The sequence below is a fragment of the Ectopseudomonas khazarica genome (assembly GCF_004521985.1).
In the GTDB taxonomy this organism is placed as follows: Bacteria; Pseudomonadota; Gammaproteobacteria; order Pseudomonadales; family Pseudomonadaceae; genus Aquipseudomonas; species Aquipseudomonas khazarica.
The window spans coordinates 135,139-151,288 of record NZ_SBHZ01000012.1 but is presented as its reverse complement, the minus strand read 5'-3'; the positions used below and the strand labels follow the sequence as shown (position 1 = coordinate 151,288).

The 16,150-nt window shown below is 65.1% G+C and carries 16 protein-coding genes and 2 tRNA genes; 8 read left to right on the top strand and 10 right to left on the bottom strand.

The features are described 5' to 3' along the window. Positions 1-78 precede the first annotated feature (78 nt). A complete protein-coding gene (locus EPK82_RS16810; RefSeq protein WP_037057446.1) occupies positions 79-1,836 on the top strand; it encodes a bifunctional diguanylate cyclase/phosphodiesterase in 1,758 nt (585 codons plus the stop codon). On the opposite strand, the gene EPK82_RS16805 is transcribed toward EPK82_RS16810, so the two are convergent. The 7 genes from EPK82_RS16805 to EPK82_RS16775 all read right to left on the bottom strand — a co-directional run bounded on the left by EPK82_RS16805 (position 1,825) and on the right by EPK82_RS16775 (position 4,980). Then, on the bottom strand, positions 1,825-2,310 hold the full coding sequence (locus EPK82_RS16805) for an SEL1-like repeat protein (RefSeq protein WP_134677387.1): 486 nt from the start codon (positions 2,308-2,310) through the stop codon (positions 1,825-1,827). The genes EPK82_RS16810 and EPK82_RS16805 overlap by 12 nt on opposite strands. Next, entirely contained in the window at positions 2,303-2,668 is a 366-nt protein-coding gene (locus EPK82_RS16800) for a hypothetical protein (protein WP_037057444.1), read from the bottom strand. The genes EPK82_RS16805 and EPK82_RS16800 overlap by 8 nt, the downstream gene beginning before the upstream one ends. Beyond that, positions 2,665-2,988, bottom strand: coding sequence for a helix-turn-helix transcriptional regulator (locus tag EPK82_RS16795; RefSeq protein ID WP_134677385.1), 324 nt, complete (start codon positions 2,986-2,988; stop codon positions 2,665-2,667). Before EPK82_RS16795 ends, EPK82_RS16800 begins: the two co-directional genes overlap by 4 nt. Before the next feature lie 143 nt (positions 2,989-3,131). Continuing rightward, on the bottom strand, positions 3,132-3,563 hold the full coding sequence (locus EPK82_RS16790; RefSeq protein WP_037057442.1) for a YkvA family protein: 432 nt from the start codon (positions 3,561-3,563) through the stop codon (positions 3,132-3,134). Between the two features lie 326 nt (positions 3,564-3,889). Next, the gene (locus tag EPK82_RS16785) at positions 3,890-4,624 is read right to left on the bottom strand and encodes an FKBP-type peptidyl-prolyl cis-trans isomerase (protein ID WP_134677383.1); all 735 of its coding nucleotides are present in this window, start codon (positions 4,622-4,624) and stop codon (positions 3,890-3,892) included. A gap of 188 nt (positions 4,625-4,812) precedes the next feature. Then, positions 4,813-4,889 (bottom strand) — tRNA-Asp (locus EPK82_RS16780). A 15-nt stretch (positions 4,890-4,904) separates the two neighbouring features. Then, positions 4,905-4,980, bottom strand: a tRNA-Val gene (locus tag EPK82_RS16775). Positions 4,981-5,275: 295 nt separating this feature from the next. Here EPK82_RS16775 and rdgC point away from each other — a divergent pair. After that, positions 5,276-6,196 (top strand): recombination-associated protein RdgC, encoded by a 921-nt coding sequence (gene rdgC, locus EPK82_RS16770; protein ID WP_037047431.1) that lies wholly within the window; start codon positions 5,276-5,278, stop codon positions 6,194-6,196. 82 nt (positions 6,197-6,278) lie between these two features. Here the strand turns inward: rdgC and edd are convergent, their stop codons facing one another. After that, entirely contained in the window at positions 6,279-8,102 is a 1,824-nt protein-coding gene (gene edd / locus EPK82_RS16765; protein ID WP_134677381.1) for a phosphogluconate dehydratase, read from the bottom strand. 130 nt (positions 8,103-8,232) lie between these two features. Here edd and gap point away from each other — a divergent pair, with 130 nt between their 5' ends. Then, a complete protein-coding gene (gene gap / locus EPK82_RS16760) occupies positions 8,233-9,234 on the top strand; it encodes a type I glyceraldehyde-3-phosphate dehydrogenase (protein WP_134677379.1) in 1,002 nt (333 codons plus the stop codon). A 13-nt stretch (positions 9,235-9,247) separates the two neighbouring features. Beyond that, positions 9,248-9,712, top strand: coding sequence for a methylglyoxal synthase (locus EPK82_RS16755; RefSeq protein ID WP_134677377.1), 465 nt, complete (start codon positions 9,248-9,250; stop codon positions 9,710-9,712). 8 nt (positions 9,713-9,720) lie between these two features. Here the strand turns inward: EPK82_RS16755 and arfB are convergent, their stop codons facing one another. Continuing rightward, entirely contained in the window at positions 9,721-10,134 is a 414-nt protein-coding gene (gene arfB, locus EPK82_RS16750) for an alternative ribosome rescue aminoacyl-tRNA hydrolase ArfB (protein ID WP_037047351.1), read from the bottom strand. A 131-nt stretch (positions 10,135-10,265) separates the two neighbouring features. On the opposite strand from arfB, the gene EPK82_RS16745 reads away from it, so the two are divergent. Beyond that, positions 10,266-11,330, top strand: a complete 1,065-nt coding sequence (locus EPK82_RS16745; protein ID WP_134677375.1) for a metal-dependent hydrolase — start codon at positions 10,266-10,268, stop codon at positions 11,328-11,330. 45 nt (positions 11,331-11,375) lie between these two features. Then, positions 11,376-13,211 (top strand): ABC transporter ATP-binding protein, encoded by a 1,836-nt coding sequence (locus EPK82_RS16740; protein WP_047588101.1) that lies wholly within the window; start codon positions 11,376-11,378, stop codon positions 13,209-13,211. A gap of 324 nt (positions 13,212-13,535) precedes the next feature. On the opposite strand, the gene EPK82_RS16735 is transcribed toward EPK82_RS16740, so the two are convergent. Further along, positions 13,536-14,861, bottom strand: coding sequence for a DEAD/DEAH box helicase (locus EPK82_RS16735; RefSeq protein WP_037047343.1), 1,326 nt, complete (start codon positions 14,859-14,861; stop codon positions 13,536-13,538). A 185-nt stretch (positions 14,862-15,046) separates the two neighbouring features. Here EPK82_RS16735 and EPK82_RS16730 point away from each other — a divergent pair, with 185 nt between their 5' ends. Together EPK82_RS16730 and EPK82_RS16725 are read left to right on the top strand one after the other, a co-directional pair. Then, the gene (locus EPK82_RS16730) at positions 15,047-15,478 is read left to right on the top strand and encodes an anti-virulence regulator CigR family protein (RefSeq protein ID WP_134677373.1); all 432 of its coding nucleotides are present in this window, start codon (positions 15,047-15,049) and stop codon (positions 15,476-15,478) included. Positions 15,479-15,576: 98 nt separating this feature from the next. Next, positions 15,577-16,146, top strand: a complete 570-nt coding sequence (locus EPK82_RS16725; RefSeq protein ID WP_037047338.1) for a dihydrofolate reductase family protein — start codon at positions 15,577-15,579, stop codon at positions 16,144-16,146. Positions 16,147-16,150 lie beyond the last annotated feature (4 nt).

Genomic DNA, 16,150 nt, shown 5'->3' with positions numbered 1-16,150 from the left:
AATTGTCATCGAACTGTCGTGAAATGCAGGGGCCGGCTAAAAAGCCGGCCTCTTCGTTTCCGGCAGATCGAGAACACCATGACCGTCACCGAGCAGTTGAGCGCCTTGGGGAACATCCTCGCTCACGGCGACCTCAGTAGCCTGTTCCAGCCCATCGTCTCGCTTTCCGAGCAGCGCATCCTCGGCTACGAGGCGCTGACCCGTGGCCCGTCCAACAGCCCGCTGCACTCGCCCCTGACCCTGTTCGCCGTCGCCCGCCATGCCGGCCGTCTGAGCGAGCTGGAAATGGCCTGTCGCAAGAGCGCGTGCCGGGGTTTCAGCGCGCTGGGGCTGGAGGGCAAGCTGTTCCTCAACGTGTCTCCCGAATCGCTGCTCGACCCCAGCCACCAGCCCGGGCGTACCCTGAAGCTGCTGCAGACCTTCGGCATACCGCCCAGCCAGGTGGTGATCGAACTCACCGAGCAGTCGCCGACCGAAGACTTCGCGCTGCTCGACAATGCCCTGCACCACTACCGCGCCATGGGCTTCTCCATCGCCCTGGACGACCTTGGCGCCGGCTATTCCAGCCTGCGCCTGTGGTCCGAGCTGCGCCCGGACTACGTGAAGATCGACCGCCACTTCATCGACGGCATCCACCAGGACGCGGTGAAGCGCGAGTTCGTCGGCTCGATCCTGAAGATGGCCGAGGCCTCGCGCGCACAGGTCATCGCCGAGGGCATCGAGCTGACCGAAGAGCTGACCGTACTGGCCGAGATGGGGGTGGATCTGGTGCAGGGCTACCTGCTGAGCAGGCCGCAGGAAAAACCGCCACGGGACGCCCGCCAGTTGCTGCCACAGCTGCAGAGCACTCAGCACAGCAGCCTCAACGAGGACAACCATGACCTCAGCGCCCTGCTCAACGAGCAGCCCGCCGTCGACCAGCGCACCGCCATCGCCGAGGTGCTGGATCTGTTTCGTGCCCAGGCCAATCTGAACTCACTGGCGGTGCTCGACGAGCAGCAACAGCCGGTAGGTATCGTGCACCGCCATTCGCTCTCCGAAGCGCTGCTGAAGCCGTTCGCGACCGACCTGTTCGCGCGCAAACCGATCAGCCGCCTGATGAGCCAGGACTTTCTCGCGGTGGAACTGAAGCAATCGCTGCAGAAGGTCAGCCGCCTGCTCACCAGCCGCGCGCGGCAGCGCATCGAAGAGGACTTCATCATCATCCAGGGCGGCCGCTACCTCGGCCTGGGGCGGGTGATCGACGTGCTCAAGCTGATCACCGAACAGAAGCTGCAGCAGGCGCGTCATGCCAACCCGCTGACCCTGCTACCGGGCAACGTGCCCATCCAGCAGTGCCTGAGCCGGCTGCTGCAACAACAGCGGGAAGCGGCGGTGTGCTATGTCGACATCGACAGCTTCAAGCCCTTCAACGACCTCTACGGCTACGCCAAGGGCGACGAGGTCCTGCTGTGCCTGGCACAGTGCCTGAACGAGCGGGTGGACCCGGCGCGCGATTTCGTCGGTCATATCGGGGGCGATGATTTCATGCTGGTGCTCGGCTCGACCGACTGGCGCGAAAAGCTCGGTCGCCTGATCGAGGACTTCCAGAGCCAGTGCCGCCGCTTCTACCGCGAAGAACACCTGCAGGCCGGCTGTTTCGTCGCCCACAACCGTCACGGCCAGCGCCAGGAATACGCCCTGCTGTCGCTGTCCATCGGCGTGGTGCACGTGAGCAAGGAAGACTGCCTGCAGCTCGACGCCTCGCGCCTGGCGGAACTCGCCTCCGAAGCCAAGCGCCACGCCAAGGCTGTGCCCGGCTACAGCCTGCACATCCTCGCCGGTTCAGCCAGCTGAAGCCTGCGTCTCCTGCGCCAGCGCGGCATGGTGCTCGGCCAGGGCCCGATCAGGCGTGACGCCCGGTGCGCCGTCGAGATACACCTGGCTCAGGCGCCGCGCCGCCAGCGGATGGCCAGCCGCCAGCGCCATCTCCCACCAGCGCACCGCCTGCACACCGTCCGGCGCCTGTCGCGTGTCACCCTGCAACGCCTGTACACCCAGCTGATAAGCGGCCTTGCCGTCGCCGCCGCTGGCAGCCAGGCGCAACAGCCTCAGCCCCTCCTCGCGCGCACCGAGGCCCTGACCGCGAAACAGCAGGATATGCCCGTAGAAGCTTTGCGCCGGGGTATCGCCCAGGTTGGCCATGCGCCCGTACTGGCCCTGCATCCACTGCCAAAGACGCGGCTGGCGCAACGTCCACGACCAGTGAAACAGGCGCCGGGCCAACCAGTAGCCCAGGCGCGCGCGCACCTGCCAGAGCAGCCTAGACATCGACGGGATAGTCGAATTCGAACACCCGGACCACCTCTGCGGCATGCCAGGATGCGGCCGCCACACCATCGGAGGCTCCGCTGAAGCGCCCCAGGCGCATCACGCAGTCGAAGAAGCCGGTACGCGGCAGACGGCTGGCCCCCTGGCTGATGACCAGCGCGCTGCGCAGTGGCCGTTCGGCACGGGCATCCAGCGCCGCCAGATGCTCCAGTGCTGCGGTCAGGGTCTGCATGGCCGGTGTCGGCAGGTCGAGGCGCTCGATCAGCGCCCGGTAGGTAAGCAGATGGCGCTGCCGGCGCGCATCATCGAGTTCGTCAAGCAACGCCTGCCAGTGTTGGCGACTGATACGTACGCTCAAGACCAGCCCTCCAACCCCAGCAACCATGCCAGGGAGCGCAGGATGGCCGCATCCGGTTGACGCTCGCCACGCTCGATCATCGCCAGATAGTGCGGGCTGATACCGACACTGCGCGCCAGCGCCTCGGCCGTCAGTCCCTTGCCTTCACGCAGTGCCCGCAGTTGATCGAGCCCGGGTCTCACGGCCTGCGGATCAGGCTGTTCGCGACCAGATTCGACGGCAGGCTGGTGTCCTGCGGCCTGCAGCAGGGCCTGATAATCGGCCCAGGGCAGTACCGCGTACTCCGGCTCACCATCGCGGGCAATGATTTGCACACTCATGAGTCTCTCCGTTGGAAAGCAGGACCGATGGCCTCGATCCTTTCCTTGCAAGCGGCCATCTTAACAGGGCCAAGCCGCCTGGGGCGTGATCCGTGCAGGCACTCCACGCAGCGCGCCGCGTCTCGCCGCACAAGCGCCCGCGATCAGGAATGCAACGGCTCGGCCGGCAGGTGCTCGATGAGCGCCAGCTTCTCCGGGGCCTGCCTGGCACGCCAGGCCTTGAATGCCTCGAGTTCCCCCTGCCAGGTGCGCATCACCCAGGCCAGCACGGCCAGGTCATCGACGAAACCCACCCCTACCAGCCAGTCGGGAATGGCGTCCAGCGGGGTGATGAAATACAGCAGCGCGGCGACCACCATCAGCAACGCCTGGCGGCTGATCTGCCGGTATTCCCCCTTGAACCAGGCCAGGCTCAGCGCGCGCAACAGCTGCAGGTCATCCTTCAGCGCGGCGAAGCGCTGGCCCTGCGGGGTGCGCTTGTCACCCAGCGCGCGCAGCAACTCAGGCAGCCGCCCCTCACGAAGAAAACGGGCCGCCAGCGGCAGGTAACGCGTCAGTTTCCACGGGGTTTTCATCGGACCTCCTCGGCAAGCCAGGCGCTGCCTGGGCTTGCTTCGCTTATCCACCGAAGCTGTGGATAAATCTGTGCAAAGACTTTCGACAAGCTTATCAAAGCCCCGTGGCATGGGGCCTGGGCTCAGATCGGGCATTTTTTATACAGCCCATAAAACCCATGAAAATCAACGAGTTGCCGATTGACATGAGCAGCTTGCAAGGGTAGCGCACGCTTGTTAGGAACCTTTCCCACAATGTGCATAAGCGTAACACTGCAGGTGCCAGCCAAGGCCCGGAAACGACAACGCCCCGTCAAGACGGGGCGTTGTCATGAAGCCATGCAGTGTTACTGCGCTGCCGGCTCGGCTGGCTCAGCCGGTTCTGCCGCCTGATCCTTGATACCGATCAGCTCCAGGTCGAACACCAGCACCGCGTTGGCCGGAATGGCCGGGGACGGGCTCTGCTCGCCATAGGCCAGCTCGCTGGGGATGTACAGTTTGTACTTCTCACCCACGTGCATCAGCTGCAGACCTTCGACCCAACCCGGGATCACGCCGCCGACCGGCAGGTCGATGGGGCTGCCACGTGCGACGGAGCTGTCGAAGACGCTGCCATCGGTCAGCTTGCCCTCGTAGTGAACGGTCACCACGTCGCTTTCCTTCGGCTGCGCGCCGTCGGTCTTCTTGATCACTTCGTATTGCAGGCCGGACGGCGTGGTCACGACACCTTCACGCTTGCCGTTCTCTTCGAGGAATTTCTTGCCGGCTTCGGCCGCTTCCTTGTTCAGCGCGGTCATGCGCTCCTGCGCACGGTTCTGCAGGAAGGAGAAGGCCTCGATCATGTCCTCGTCCTTGATGCGCGGCTCCTTCTTCGCCAGCGCGTCTTCGATGCCCTGGGCGACGGCCTTGGAATCCAGATCGTCCATGCCTTCCTCGGACAGACTGCGACCCATGTTCAGGCCGATGCCGTAGGAGGCTTTCTGCGCGGGGCTCTTGAGTTCGACTTCGCTGGTTTGCGAATCGCAACCGGCAAGCACCAGGCCCACCAGGGCAACCGCTGCCGCCAAACGATGCTGTTTCATGCTTGTTCCTTGTAGATGCGCCCGAAGGCCGTCGTGTGAAAGCGCGAGCTTAGCAGTACGCCGCGATCACTGGCTACGGCATAGGAGCCGTGCAATGCGCATAAGTTCAAGCAAACAAAGGATTTTTTCGAAGAGATTCGGCGGGCGCCGAAGCATTGTCACAGGAGGGGATGAAGCGAGGAGAAGAATGGCGCAGCGGACGGGACTCGAACCCGCGACCCCCGGCGTGACAGGCCGGTATTCTAACCGACTGAACTACCGCTGCGCGTAACTGCGAGATTGGTGGGTGGTGACGGGATCGAACCGCCGACCCTCTGCTTGTAAGGCAGATGCTCTCCCGGCTGAGCTAACCACCCATTCGCTCTCGAAGTGGGGCGCATTCTAGAGAGCGATCCGCACCTTGGCAAGCCCTCTTTGCAAAAAAATTTACCGGCCCAGCAAGAACTTAGGTGAGACCAGCGAATTTTCTCGACGCACCGTGGTCAGGGTTGGCCTGAGCCCGCCAGCGGAGAATAATGCGCGCTCTGTGCCGAGTGGACGAATCCCTGTCCATCACCTTCATCCGTCGCGGTGCGCCTCCTTTCTCATGCGGGAAAGGTTCATGGATGGCGCCACCCCGCGACCTCAACACCAATGGAGAGTCACCTGCTCATGTGGTTTCGTAACCTGCTGGTCTACCGCCTCACTCAGGACATCCCGTTCGACGCCGACGCGCTGGAAGCCGCACTGTCCGGCAAACAGGCCCGTCCCTGCGCCAGCCAGGAGCTGACCACCTATGGCTTCACCGCGCCCTTCGGCAAGGGTGCCGATGCCCCGCTGGTGCATGTCAGCGGTGACTTCCTGCTGATCGGCGCGCGCAAGGAAGAGCGCATCCTGCCGGGCTCGGTGGTGCGTGACGCGCTGAAGGAGAAGGTCGACGAGATCGAGAACACCCAGATGCGCAAGGTGTACAAGAAGGAGCGCGATCAGATCAAAGACGAGATCGTCCAGGCCTTCCTGCCTCGCGCCTTCATCCGCAAGTCCGGCACCTTCGCAGCCATCGCGCCGAAGCAGGGCCTGATCCTGGTCGACAGCGCCAGCGCCAAGAAAGCCGAGGACCTGCTCTCCACCCTGCGCGAGGCCATCGGCTCGCTGCCGGTACGCCCGCTGTCGGTGAAGATAGCACCGACCGCCACCCTGACCGACTGGCTGAAGAACCAGAGTGCCGCCGAAGGCTTCTTCGTGCTCGACGAGTGCGAGCTGCGCGACACCCATGAAGACGGTGGCGTGGTGCGCTGCAAGCGCCAGGACCTGACCAGCGAGGAAATCCAGCTGCACCTGTCCACCGGCAAGCAGGTCACCCAGCTGTCGCTGGCCTGGCAGGACAAGCTGTCGTTCGTGCTCGACGACAAGCTGACCATCAAGCGCCTGCGCTTCGAGGACGTCCTGCAGGAGCAGGCCGAGCAGGACGGTGGCGATGACGCCCTAGCCCAGCAGGATGCCAGCTTCGTGCTGATGATGATGACCCTGGTGGAGTTCCTCCCGGAGCTGTTCACCGCACTGGGCGGCGAAGAGATTCCGCAAGGCATCTGATAACCCGCCGGGTGGATGACGCGTCTTTCATCCACCATCCGGACAGGCGGTGGACACGCTTCGCGTTGCCCACCGCCCCTGTTCAGGTCAAGGATTCGAGGCTCTCGGTGAAGGCGCTGGCGCCCTGCTCCGCCGTGCTGAAGTTGTGACGCATGAAGGCGAACAGCTCGCGCCCGCAGCCACTGGCCGGCGCCGGTCTGGCCGCCAGTTCACGGGAAGCCAGCTCGGCGTCTGCGACTCTCAGGAGCAGTTCACCGCTGCGACCATCGACACGCAGCACGTCGCCATCGCGCACCCGCGCCAGCGGCCCGCCGTCGAACGCTTCCGGACACACATGAATGGCCGCCGGGATCTTGCCGGAGGCGCCGGACATGCGCCCGTCCGTCACCAGCGCCACCTTGAAGCCTCGGTCCTGCAACACACCAAGGTAAGGCGTCATCTTGTGCAGCTCCGGCATGCCGTTGCTGCGCGGCCCCTGGAAGCGCACCACAGCAACGAAATCGCGCTCCAGCCTGCCGGCCTTGAAGGCTTCCACCAGCTCCAGCTGGTCCTCGAAGACCAGCGCCGGCGCTTCGACCACCTGGTGCTCCGGCGCCACCGCAGACACCTTCATCACCCCACGCCCCAGGTTGCCCTGCATCAGGCGCAGGCCACCCTCGGCCGAGAAGGGCCGGGCCACCGGACGCAACACGCTTTCCTCGAGGCTCGCATCCGGCCCGTCACGCCATACCAGCTTGCCGGCTTCGAGGAAGGGTTCGCGGGTGTAACGCGACAAGCCACGCCCGGCCACGGTATTGACCTCTTCATGCAGCAGGCCGGCATCCAGCAGTTCACGGATGAGAAAGGCCATGCCGCCGGCGGCCTGGAAGTGGTTGATGTCGGCCTTGCCGTTGGGATAGACGTGCGCCAGGGTCGGTACCACCTCGGACAGGTCGGCCATGTCCTGCCAGGTCAGCAGAATCCCGGCGGCACGGGCGATGGCCGGCATGTGCAGGGTGTGATTGGTCGAGCCGCCCGTCGCGTGCAGGGCGACGATCGAGTTGACCAGGCAGCGCTCGTCGACGATCTCGCCAATGGGCATGAACTGGCCGCTCTGCCGGGTCAGGCGCGTGACCTGCTGCGCGGCCTCGCGGGTCAGGGCATCACGCAGCGGCGTGCCCGGATTGATGAAGGAGGCGCCCGGCAGATGCAGTCCCATCACCTCCATCAACAACTGGTTGGTGTTGGCGGTGCCGTAGAAGGTGCAGGTGCCCGGCCCGTGGTAGGCGGCCATCTCCGCCGCGAGCAGCTCGTCGCGGCTCGCCTTGCCCTCGGCGTAGCGCTGCCGCACGTCGGCCTTTTCCTTGTTGGACAGGCCCGAGGTCATCGGCCCTGCCGGGACGAACAGCGACGGCAGGTGACCGAAGCGCAGCGCGCCCATCAGCAGGCCCGGAACGATCTTGTCGCATACCCCCAGGTACAGCGCGGCATCGAACATGTTGTGCGACAGCGCCACCGCGCTGGCCATGGCGATCACTTCACGACTGGCGATACCCAGTTCCATGCCCGGCTCGCCCTGCGTGACGCCGTCGCACATGGCCGGCACGCCACCGGCGAACTGCCCGACCGAACCCAGCTCGCGCAGGGCCTGCTTGATCTGCTCGGGGAACTGCTCATACGGCTGATGCGCCGACAGCATGTCGTTGTAGGCGGACACGATGGCGACGTTGGCCGCATCCATCAGGCGCAGCGTCTGCTTGTCGTGCCCGCTGCAACCGGCAACACCATGGGCGAAGTTGGCGCACTGCAGCTTGCCACGCTGCGGCCCTTCGCTGGCCGCCGTGCGAATCATCTCGAGGTAGCGCTGGCGCGTGGCTCGGCTGCGCTGGATAAGACGGTCGGTCACTTCGACAACACGGGGATGCATGAGGAATCTCCAGGTTAACAGCTAGCGCATATTTATATTTACAACAAAATTCTGCCACTCATTGGGCTTGATTTCCACGACAACGGGAATAATCTTGTAATTCTAACAACAAAATTACGAGACCCTCACCATGACGCTACGAATCGCCATCAACGGTTTTGGCCGCATCGGTCGCAACGTGCTGCGAGCACTCTATACCCAGAACTACCGCCAGCAGTTGCAGGTCGTGGCGATCAACGACCTGGGGGACAGCGCGATCAACGCCCACCTGCTGCACTATGACAGCGTACACGGGCATTTCCCCGAAGAGGTGCGGGTCGATGGCGAATGCCTGTGGATCAAGGGTGACCGCATCGCCGTCAGCGCCATCCGCAACCCCGCCGACCTGCCGTGGCGGGCACACCAGGTCGACGTGGTGCTCGAATGCACCGGGCTGTTCACCGAACGCGACAAGGCCGCCGCACACCTGGCCGCGGGTGCGCGCAAGGTGCTGATCTCGGCTCCGGCCAAAGGGGCCGATGCGACGCTGGTCTACGGGGTCAACGACGAAGTCCTGACGCCGGCCATGCAGATCATCTCCAACGCCTCCTGCACCACCAACTGCCTGGCGCCCGTGGCTCAGGTGCTGCAACGCGAGCTGGGCATCGAACAGGGCCTGATGACCACCATTCACGCCTACACCAACGACCAGAACCTTTCCGACGTCTATCACAGCGACCCCTATCGCGCGCGCTCGGCCACCCAGTCGATGATCCCGACCAAGACCGGCGCCGCCGAGGCCGTCGGCCTGGTCCTGCCGGAGCTGGCGGGCAAGCTCACCGGCATGGCGGTGCGGGTGCCGGTGATCAACGTCTCGCTGGTCGACCTGACCCTGCAGGTCAAACGCGACACCGACGCGAGCGAGGTCAACGCCCTGCTCAAGGCGGCCAGCGAACGCTCGCCAGTGCTCGGCTACAACGCGCTGCCGCTGGTGTCCTGCGACTTCAACCACAATCCGCTGTCGTCGATCTTCGATGCCAACCACACCAAGGTCAGCGGCCGGCTGCTCAAGGTCATGGCCTGGTATGACAACGAGTGGGGCTTCTCCAACCGCATGCTGGACAACTGCCTGCTCCTGGCGCGCATGAACTGAAAGAGGAGGTCCGATGAGCCGCATCAGCTTCACCCAGGCGACCTTGCCCGCTCGCAAGCGCATCGCCCTGGTCGCCCACGACCACTGCAAGAGCTTCCTTCTCGACTGGTGCGAGCGCCAGCGCGAGCGGCTGCGCCAGCACCAGCTGCTGGCGACCGGCACCACGGGCCTGCTGCTGGGCCAGCGCCTGGAGCTGCCGGTGGAAAGCATGATCAGCGGCCCGCTGGGCGGTGACCAGCAGATCGGCGCACGCATCGCCGAGCAGCGTGTGGACATGCTGGTGTTCTTCTGGGACCCGTTCGAACCGCAGCCGCACGACCCCGACATCAAGGCCCTGTTGCGCGTCGCTGCGGTGTGGAACATTCCGGTGGCGTGCAACGAGAGCAGCGCCGACTACCTGCTCAGCAGCAGCCTGATGGAGCGCGAGCACAGCTACCGCATTCCCGACTATCAGACCTATCTGGCCGGACGCAGCTGAGCAACGCGCTAGAAATCCACCTTGCCGCGCCCCGCCTTGATCGCCCCACGCTTGCTCTTGCCATCGAGGCGGCGCTTCTTCGACCCCAGCGTCGGCTTGGTCGGGCGGCGCTTCTTGTCCACCTTGACCGCACTGCGGATGAGTTCGAGCAGTCGCTCCAGCGCATCGGCGCGGTTCTGCTCCTGGGTGCGGTACTGCTGCGCCTTGATGATCACCACGCCGTCTGCGGTGACGCGGCTGTCAGCAAGCCCCAGCAGGCGTTCCTTGTAGAACGGCGGCAGCGACGAAGCCTGACTGTCGAAGCGCAGGTGCACGGCACTGGACACCTTGTTGACGTTCTGCCCGCCGGCGCCCTGGGCGCGAATGGCGGTCAGCTCGATTTCATCGAGCGGGAGGTGGACGCTGTTGGACAGGATCAGCATGAGCAGGGTTTCTGGATGAACATGCGCATCAGGATACCTCCGCGGTCTGTAATCTTTGCTTGAAATTTCCCCACGCCACGCCGGCAGCACCTCGGCTAACGTAGCGGCCTCTACTCTTGCGGAAGCACACGATGGACTCCATAACCCAGGCGGTACTCGGCGCCAGCATCCAGGGCGCACTGCTCGGCCGCTGGCAGGGACGCAAGGCTCTGCTCTACGGCGCCATGCTCGCCACCGTACCCGATCTGGACGTGATCATGGAGTACGGCGACGCGGTGGCCAACATGACCTACCACCGAGGTTTCAGCCACTCGCTGTTCGTGCTCAGCGGCTTCGCCCTGCTGCTGACCTGGCTGGCCAGGCGCTTTCGGCCTCATCCCGGCTACTCGGCCCAGCGCCTGCTGCTGACCCTGTGGCTGGTGCTCGTCACTCACCCGCTGCTGGATGCCTTCACCAGTTATGGCACACAGCTGTTCTGGCCGCTGACGCCGACACCCACGGCCTGGTCCAGCCTGTTCATCATCGACCCGCTGTATACCGTGCCGCTGATCGCGGCCGTAGTCATCAGCCTGTTCAGCGGGCTACGCGAGCAGAGCTGGCGCGTACCCGCCGTCGCCCTGGCCCTGTCGACGCTGTACATCGGTTTCAGCCTGGCCGGCAAGTTCATGGCCGAACAGCGCGTGGAGCAGGAACTGGCGCGTCAGGGCATCCAGGCAGAACGCCTGTTCGTCACCCCGACGCCCTTCAACACCCTCCTCTGGCGGGTGATCGTGCTCGACGGCGAGGACTACCACGAGGCCCTGGTCGGCTGGCTCGACGACGACACGCCGCACCTGCAGCGCCTGCCACGCGGTACGCAGCTGCGCGAACAGCTCGCGGGCTCGGCCATGCACGAGCGCCTGGACTGGTTCACCGGTGGCGTGCTGCGCTATGACCAGGTCGGCGATCACCTGATCGTCACCGACCTGCGCCTGGGCATGACCGGGTTCCATCCGTTCCGCTTCGATTTCGCCCACCTGCGCGACGGTCGCTGGCAGCTACAGGAACACATCGCACGCCTGCCCTTCGAACGCGGGGAGATGGAGCACCTGAACCTGCTGCTCAAGCGCATCTGGCAGCCCGAGCTGGACGTGCCGCTGCTGGCCTGGGCCAGCGAACTGCAGAAACCACTTTTGACTGAGACTCGCTCGCACTAAGGGCGTACTATCGGCGTCCCTCCATGCCGAGGCAGGATGCCTGCAATGTTGTTTCGCCGCTTCGAGTCGTTGATCGACGTCTTCAAACCCAGCCCGGACATCGCGCCACCGCCGGGTATGCTGCGCTTCTACGGCCACTACCTGAAACAGGTGTGGCCGCTGATGGTCGCGGTGCTGATCGTGGGCTTCTTCGCCGCCGTGATCGAGGTGGCGCTGTTCAGCTTCCTCGGCCAGCTGATCGACATGGCGCAGGCCAGCACGGATGCCGGCAGCTTCTTCGCCGAACACCGCGACGCACTGCTGTGGATGCTGCTGGTGGCGCTGGTCATCCGCCCCCTGGTGTTCGGCCTGCACAACCTGCTCACGCATCAGGCGGTCAACCCCGGGCTGACCAACCTGATCCGCTGGCAGAACCACCGCTACGTACTCAAGCAGAGCCTGAGCTTCTTCCAGAACGACTTCGCCGGTCGCGTCGCCCAGCGCGTGATGCAGACCGGCCCGTCGCTGCGCGACTCGGCCATGCAGGTGATCGACGCGCTGTGGCACGTGGTGGTCTACGCCGGCAGCGCGCTGTACCTGTTCGCCGCCGCCGACCTGCGCCTGGTGCTGCCGCTGGCCCTGTGGATCGTCGGCTACAGCGCCGCGCTGTGGTACTTCGTGCCACGCATCAAGGCACGCTCGGCCGCCGCCTCGGCCGCGCGCTCCAAGGTGATGGGCCGCGTGGTCGATGGCTACAGCAACATCGCCACGCTCAAGCTGTTCGCCCACTCGCAGGAAGAGGAAAGCTACGCACGCGAAGCCATGCAGGACCTGCTCGACAAGTTCCGCCTGCAGTCGCGCACCATCACCGCCCTGGACTTTCTCATCACCTGCCTCAACGGCGTGCTGATCGTCGGCACCGGTGCCCTGGCGCTGTGGCTGTGGAGCCAGGCGCTGATCAGCACCGGCGCCATCGCCCTGGCGCTCGGCCTGGTGATCCGCATCAACAACATGGCCGAATGGATCATGTGGGTGGTCAACGGCATCTTCGAGAACGTCGGTACCGTGCAGGACGGCATGCAGACCATCGTCCAGCCGCGCCAGGTCGCCGACCGCGAGGATGCTACGCCGATTCAGGTGCCGCACGGCGGCGTGCGCTTCGAGAACATCCACTTTCACTACGGCAAGCGCGGCGGCGTGATCAGCGGCCTGGACATCGACATCCGCCCCGGCGAAAAGATCGGCCTGGTCGGCCCGTCGGGGGCCGGCAAGTCGACCCTGGTCAATCTACTGCTGCGCCTCTACGACCTGGAGAGCGGACGCATCCTGATCGACGGCCAGGACATCGGCACGGTGACCCAGGAAAGCCTGCGCGCGCATATCGGCGTCGTGACCCAGGACACCTCCCTGCTGCACCGCTCGATCCGCGACAACCTGCGCTACGGCAAGCCCGATGCCGCTGACGATGAGCTCTGGGAGGCAGTACGCAAGGCACGCGCCGACAGCTTCATCCCGACGCTCGACGACAGCCAGGGCGGGCGCGGCATGGACGCCCAGGTGGGCGAGCGCGGCGTCAAGCTCTCGGGCGGCCAGCGCCAGCGCATCGCCATTGCCCGCGTGCTGCTCAAGGACGCACCGATCCTGGTGCTGGACGAAGCCACCTCGGCGCTCGATTCGGAAGTGGAGGCGGCCATCCAGGAAAGCCTGGACAGCCTGATGCAGGGCAAGACGGTGATCGCCATCGCCCACCGCCTGTCGACCATCGCGCGCATGGACCGCCTGGTGGTGATCGACAAGGGGCAGGTCATCGAAACCGGCAGCCACGCCGAGCTGATCGCCCATGGCGGCCTGTATGCGCGCCTGTGGCAGCATCAGACCGGCGGTTTCGTCGGCGTCGAATAAACACGAGGACAGGCCGCAGGGTGGATGACGCTCTTTTCATCCACCATTGCGTTCACAGCGCGGTGGACGGGTGAAGCGTCGTCCACCCTACGGAATCACCTCGGCGCCGGCTGCTGCGACTGGCGCAACCGTAGGGTGGATGACGCTCTTTTCATCCACCATTGCGCTCACCGCTCGGTGGACGGATGAAGCGTCGTCCACCCTACGGAATCCCCCGCCGCCGGCTGCTGCGCACGACACAAACGTAGGGTGGATGACGCTCTTTTCATCCACCATTGCACTCACCGCCCGGTGGACGGGTGAAGCGTCGTCCACCCTACGGAATCACTCCGCGGCTGGCTTCTTGCGCTTGAGCGGTGCGCTGCCGTCGGCGCTGACCAGCGCGGAGGGTTTGCCGGCCGGGCGCGGGCCGCTCTTGCGCTTGGGCGCGGCGGCTTTCTTTGGCTCTTTCTTCTCGGCCTTTTTCTTCTTGCTGCCGGCGGCCTTGCCCGAGGCCTTGAGGTTCTTCGGCCCCTGGTAGACGCCCTTGAGTTCCTTGACGGTGCGGCGCTCGAAACGCTGCTTGAGGTAGCGCTCGATGCTCGACATCAGGTTCCAGTCGTTGTGGCAGATCAGCGACACCGCCAGGCCCTCGCCACCGGCACGGCCGGTGCGGCCGATGCGGTGCACGTACTCGTCACCGGAACGCGGCATGTCGAAGTTGATCACCAGGTCCAGGCCATCGACGTCCAGACCGCGTGCCGCCACGTCGGTGGCGACCAGGACCTTGACCGCGCCCTGGCGCAGGCGCTCGATGGCCAGCTTGCGGTCCTTCTGGTCCTTCTCGCCATGCAGCACGAAGGCCTTGACCCCGGCCGCCACCAGCTTGCCGTAGAGGCGATCGGCCTGCACCCGGGTATTGGTGAAGACGATGGCCTTGTCATAGGTCTCGTTGGCCAGCAGCCAGTCGACGAGCTGCTCCTTGTGGTAGTTGTGGTCGGCGGTGATGATCTGCTGACGGGTGCCTTCGTTGAGCTGACTGACGCTGTTGAGCATCAGGTGCTGCGGCTGCTTGAGCACCTTGGCGACCATCTCCCGCAGCCCGTTGCCACCGGTGGTGGCGGAGAACAGCAGGGTCTGGTGCGGCCCGCAGGACTCGGCCAGACGCTGGGCGTCCTCGGCGAAGCCCATGTCGAGCATGCGGTCGGCTTCATCGAACACCAGCACCTCGACCTCATCCAGCGGCAGGTTGCCGGCATTGGCATGTTCGATCAGACGGCCAGGCGTGCCGATGAGGATGTCGATCTTGCGCATCAGTGCGGCCTGCACCTTGAAGTCCTCGCCGCCGGTAACCAGTCCGGCCTTGAGGAAGGTGAACTGGGCGAAGCGCTCAACTTCCTTGAGCGTCTGCTGCGCCAGCTCGCGGGTCGGCAGCAGGATCAGCGCGCGAATGCTCAGGCGCTGCTTGGAGTTGCCGTCGCCGAGCAGGCGGTTGAGCAGCGGCAGGACGAAAGCGGCGGTCTTGCCGCTGCCGGTCTGGGCGATCACTCGCAGGTCCTTGCCCTCCAGCGCAGGAGGAATCGCTGCGGCCTGTACCGGCGTCGGCTCGACGAATTTAAGCTCGGCCACGGCTTTCAGCAGGCGTTCATGCAGGGCGAATTGGGCAAACACGGGGGCACTACCTCGAGAAATCGACAAAACGGTGCATAGCCTAACGGTTTCCGGCGTCCGGGCCGAATTTCTTTGCACTCGGCCAACGATAGTCGATGCGTTCGCCGCTACGCTTTCCTACCGGCGGGTGGAACCGAGCGCCCCGCCGGGAGTCAGATTGATATCACTCCAGAGGAGTCTCTCTCATGTTCATGAAGCCTCACTCAGCGGTAGCCTTGAGCCTCTGCGCGCTGCTGGCGGCCTCCCCGGTCCTCGCCAGCCCGCCACCGGGCAAGGGCAAGCAGGGTCACCAAGGCCAGCAGGGTCAGCAGGGTCAGCAGGAAGACGTGCGGATCGACCTGCGCGGCCCGAGCGTCGATATCGGCCGGGTGCGTATCGTCCTCGGCGACAACCGCCAGTTGATCGGCCCGACCTCGTCCCTGCCACCCGGCATCGCCAAGAACCTGGCTCGCGGCAAGCCGCTGCCGCCGGGCATCGCCAAGAACTTCGACAGCCGCCTGAACGCGCGCCTGCCGCACTACGATGGCTACGAATGGAAGCAGATCGGTACCGACGTGGTGCTGGTGGCGGTCGCGACGGGCATCGTCTACGAAATCCTGCGTAACGTGCTGGACTGAGTGGTCTTCCGACGGTCTGCCGACAAGCGGTATGGCCACTGACGAACTTGTCTCCACGGCATCGCTCAAATCGTCAGATGGCCAGCCGAGAACGCCCCATGAGCCCGTCACTGATCTATCACGTCACCTCCAGCCTGGACGGCTACATCGCCCGCCCCGATGGCCACATCGACTGGTTCGCTTCGCTGCGCCAGGCCGATGAGGAGTACAGCTTCCAGTACTTCTACTCCGGCATCGATGCGTTGCTGATGGGCCGCGGCACCTATGAGGCGCTGCTCAAGCGCGGCGGCGCCTGGCCCTACCCCGGCAAGCCCTGCGTGGTGCTCACCCGCCTGCCCCTGCCGCGCGCCTCGGACGAGGTGCAACTGACCCACTGCACTCCCGCTCAGGCGGTCGCCGCCCTGGGGGAAGCCGGCTTCCAGCGTGTCTGGCTGGTCGGTGGCAGCCTGCTGGCGGGCAGTTGCTACACCGCCGGGCTGATCGACGAAGTGGTGATCAACCTGGTGCCCCACCTCCTCGGCGCCGGCATCCCGCTGCTGGCGACGGGCATGGAGCGCAGCCTCACGCTCAGCGACCAGCGCCGCTTCAACAGCGGCACCCTGCAGGTGCACTACAAGGTGCAGAACCCCGCCTCGCAGCAATCGCCCTCGCGCATCAACGCGGCCTGATCAC

Coding starts and splice junctions, on each gene's coding strand:
- EPK82_RS16810 (WP_037057446.1), top strand. CDS start 79: ATGACCGTCACCGAGCAGTTGAGCGCCTTGGGGAACATCCTCGCTCAC.
- EPK82_RS16805 (WP_134677387.1), bottom strand. CDS start 2,310: ATGTCTAGGCTGCTCTGGCAGGTGCGCGCGCGCCTGGGCTACTGGTTG.
- EPK82_RS16795 (WP_134677385.1), bottom strand. CDS start 2,988: ATGAGTGTGCAAATCATTGCCCGCGATGGTGAGCCGGAGTACGCGGTA.
- EPK82_RS16790 (WP_037057442.1), bottom strand. CDS start 3,563: ATGAAAACCCCGTGGAAACTGACGCGTTACCTGCCGCTGGCGGCCCGT.
- EPK82_RS16785 (WP_134677383.1), bottom strand. CDS start 4,624: ATGAAACAGCATCGTTTGGCGGCAGCGGTTGCCCTGGTGGGCCTGGTG.
- rdgC (WP_037047431.1), top strand. CDS start 5,276: ATGTGGTTTCGTAACCTGCTGGTCTACCGCCTCACTCAGGACATCCCG.
- edd (WP_134677381.1), bottom strand. CDS start 8,102: ATGCATCCCCGTGTTGTCGAAGTGACCGACCGTCTTATCCAGCGCAGC.
- gap (WP_134677379.1), top strand. CDS start 8,233: ATGACGCTACGAATCGCCATCAACGGTTTTGGCCGCATCGGTCGCAAC.
- EPK82_RS16755 (WP_134677377.1), top strand. CDS start 9,248: ATGAGCCGCATCAGCTTCACCCAGGCGACCTTGCCCGCTCGCAAGCGC.
- arfB (WP_037047351.1), bottom strand. CDS start 10,134: ATGCTGATCCTGTCCAACAGCGTCCACCTCCCGCTCGATGAAATCGAG.
- EPK82_RS16745 (WP_134677375.1), top strand. CDS start 10,266: ATGGACTCCATAACCCAGGCGGTACTCGGCGCCAGCATCCAGGGCGCA.
- EPK82_RS16740 (WP_047588101.1), top strand. CDS start 11,376: ATGTTGTTTCGCCGCTTCGAGTCGTTGATCGACGTCTTCAAACCCAGC.
- EPK82_RS16730 (WP_134677373.1), top strand. CDS start 15,047: ATGTTCATGAAGCCTCACTCAGCGGTAGCCTTGAGCCTCTGCGCGCTG.
- EPK82_RS16725 (WP_037047338.1), top strand. CDS start 15,577: ATGAGCCCGTCACTGATCTATCACGTCACCTCCAGCCTGGACGGCTAC.